Annotated in this window: 2 protein-coding genes; one reads left to right on the plus strand and one right to left on the minus strand. The window is 38.1% G+C overall.

Going from position 1 to position 3,439, the window contains the following annotated elements; genetic code table 11:
* Positions 1-978: 978 nt before the first annotated feature.
* Positions 979-2,184 carry a BaiN/RdsA family NAD(P)/FAD-dependent oxidoreductase gene (locus H592_RS0111410; protein WP_028868884.1) on the minus strand — a complete coding sequence of 402 codons (1,206 nt, stop codon included), beginning with the start codon at positions 2,182-2,184 and terminating at the stop codon, positions 979-981.
* A gap of 458 nt (positions 2,185-2,642) precedes the next feature.
* Here H592_RS0111410 and H592_RS0111415 point away from each other — a divergent pair, with 458 nt between their 5' ends.
* Positions 2,643-3,245, plus strand: a complete 603-nt coding sequence (locus H592_RS0111415; RefSeq protein ID WP_028868885.1) for a histidine phosphatase family protein — start codon at positions 2,643-2,645, stop codon at positions 3,243-3,245.
* Positions 3,246-3,439 lie beyond the last annotated feature (194 nt).

The following is a 3,439-nucleotide window of genomic DNA, read 5'->3' on the forward strand; positions in this document are numbered from 1 at the left end:
GATCATTGTGATAAGAATGATCGTGCGATATCTGTCACTTTATTTTTATAAAAACGCTGTTCATTTTTTAGGCTTTTCATGATTTAGCCCTGATTATGGAATAGGGCAAATAATTATTTTGCATCAGCATATAATAATAGTAAAGCTGTTCTTCGTACTTCTAGTCAGATTCAAGGAACTATAATTGGCAAAGGTATCGTTTCTTGGAAAATACGATCAGATTTTTATATCAAACCTTGCTATTCTGAATATCAAATACGCTTTGTTGCTAAAGAACATAAAGCTAGGTTGCAATTGGAATTACTAGAGGGCACTCCACCTTTATCCAATTGTGTTTATTGGACTCTCCCTAGTGGTTATGGTTACCAACAGGTTATGGATGAATTTAATGAAATATCATCAGGGCTTGGTAAAGCTCTCCGCGGGGAAGGGAAAATTGAAAGTATGAAAGATTTTTAAACTTATTTAATATTCATTTACAATAAAACTAGTTAAACGCTGCAATTGAGGTTATTTAAATAATAGCTTTTTTGTATCCAGTAATAAATTATCTAGGTCGTTTTTACCCCAGAACGACTTTGTCTACTATAAATTTGTGGCAAAAATTACTCAACCGTAATATTAGGTATCTGAGATTGAATCGCACCCAAATATTGATTACCTCTAAATAATCCATACCTACTTAAATATAGACTGGCTGGCACCACCGGAAACTGCGAAGAGGATCATAAAGGAATAGGGGCAGATGTTGCCTTTTGCCTTTACAAATTAATGTTCATCTCTGATGTACATTGGGGCTAAAGCAATTTAGCTAATTACGCTCGACATTGAAAGCGATCTTAGGCTTTTTGGAAGTAGTTGAACCTAACAACTAAAGAATTATACAAGCATAAGTCAATAGACATGTTCTCCTTCTAACTACCACAGGTAAATTTAGACAAACGTTAATTTGTCTAAATTTATAATGCTTTGCTACAATTAAACATCTTGACCTGCTGCCCAGCCGCAGCTCCAACACCATGCAAAATTAAAGCCGCCGAGCCAACCGGTCACGTCCATTGCTTCCCCAACAAAATATAGGCCTTTAACGGATTTACATTCCATGGTTTTAGAGGAGATCACATCGGTATCAACACCACCTAGTGTCACTTCTGCCGTTCTATACCCTTCGGTACCATTAATTAACGGTTGCCATTGATGGAATAACGCCACAACTTGTTGTAGCTCTTTTTCATTGAACTGTTTTAACGGGCGACTTTCAATTTCGGCCAATCCTAACAAACACTCCACCACGCGTTTAGGTAGGTGTTGAGACAGCAGTGTTTTAAGGGCTAGTTCAGGGCGATCTTGTTGTGTTTGTATCAATAAACTTTGCAGATCCTGACTGGGTAATAGATCTATTAAGATGGTATCACCAGCTTGCCAGTAGTTTGATATCTGTAAAATAACAGGACCACTTAAGCCGCGGTGTGTAAATAATAGCGCTTCACTAAAACTCATTGGATGGTCTTTCTTTGACGCACCTTTTTTTATCGCGGTGGCTGTAGCAGGAAAACTAATTCCAGATAATTCAACGAGCTTATCTTTGAGCACCGGTTGTAATGTGAAAGGTACTAATCCTGCACGAGTCGGCTTTACAGGTAAGTTATATTTTTCAGCCAATTGATAAGCAAAAGGAGTCGCACCGAGTTTAGGCAGTGACAGCCCCCCCGTTGCAACTACTAATGACTGGCATTTAAAATCACCTTGGTTGGTTTGTACAGCAAAGTCGTTGTCAGCTATCTGCTGATGGTCGATGACTTCACATTGCGTTTTAATAGCTACACCAGCAGCTTGTGCTTCATCTAATAGCATTTTTACTATTTGCTTTGCGCTATCATCACAGAATAGTTGCCCGTGATCGCGTTCATGCCAGCTGATATTATGTTTGTCCACCAGCGCAATAAAATCCCACTGTGTGTATCGGCTTAATGCGGATTTTACAAAGTGTGGATTACTGCATAGAAAACTACTCGGCTCTACATATAAGTTGGTAAAATTACAACGTCCACCACCACTCATTATTATTTTTTGGCCAATACGCTTTGCGTGTTCAATGAGTAATACTTTACGGCCACGTTTACCCGCTTCAATTGCACACATCAAACCTGACGCACCTGCGCCAATAATAATTACATCAAACATTGTTCACCTTAAACACAGTTAATTTTGCTACTTGGTATTTTGACTCAATATTGTTTTGAAGCGTTCGAGATTAATTATTCCTGTCTTTGCTTCATTTTTTAGAGTCATTTGTTATAAAATATTGAATCAATAGGCTTTAACTGCAACTATCTTTTCTACTAAAAATTATCGGCTAAGGATACACTATTTGCCTTTTTTAGGGGGAATTCCTCTGTGAAATAAATAGAAGATGGTAGGCCGTTCTTTGTCGCTGGAATTGTGTATTTATTTGATGTTTATGATCGGGTTTATGATAGAGCTTCTTAAGATATTCCACCCTCTTGAATTAGAGACTTATTTCAGCGTAGTATCGCAATGTACCAAGATCAATACTGATAATAACTCGCAGCAAAAACAGAACGATAACTGAGTAAACCCTAAGAGACGTTAATAAACGTTTATTCTGAGGAGAGGTTACGATGACTGATTTATACTTAATTCGCCACGGTGAAACATTATTTAACCAACTTGGCTATTTTCAAGGTCATTCCGATAGCCCTTTGACTGAAACAGGCCATCTACAAGCATCTAATCTAATTAGTTATTTTAATGATATTCCGTTACAGCAATTTTATAGTAGCGATTTAGGCCGAGCAGTCGCCACAGCTACGCCGCTTGCTAAGGCAAAGCAATTGCCGTTACAAACTTGCCCTCAACTTCGTGAAATTAGTTATGATTATTTGGATGGCCAAGCAAAACGCCAACTAACGGATAAAGATAGAGAGAAGCTGACTCGTTTATTTTCGGCTGAATTAGGTTATAGAATTGGCGAGGGAGAAACTTTAGCCGAGGTGCAAACACGCCTGTTTGATAAAATTAATGCGCTGAACAAGCAGCATCAAGATCAGTCGATTGCAGTAATGACGCATGGTTTATCAATAGTAATGTTAATTAAAAAAATCCTGCGAATTCCAGTGGATGCACCACGAATGTTTAACGTCCATAATGCTAGTGTTTGTCATTTATCCTTTAGGTCTGGACAATGGATTTTACAAAGCATTGAGCGTAATGATGCAAGTTAAGGGGAAAGCTTAAAAGAGCAGCAATACTTGAATACACTACATATCAATAAGACATAATCGCAATAAATACCGGCAATAAATGGTAATAATAAATACCAGCAATATCGAGTAGGGTGAGGCTTTTGCCTCATCCCTCTCACAGAACCGTACGTACGGGCCTCGTATACGGCTCCTGTATTCTTTTATTCCATCAT

This window comes from Psychromonas arctica DSM 14288, assembly GCF_000482725.1.
Classification (GTDB): Bacteria; Pseudomonadota; Gammaproteobacteria; order Enterobacterales; family Psychromonadaceae; genus Psychromonas; species Psychromonas arctica.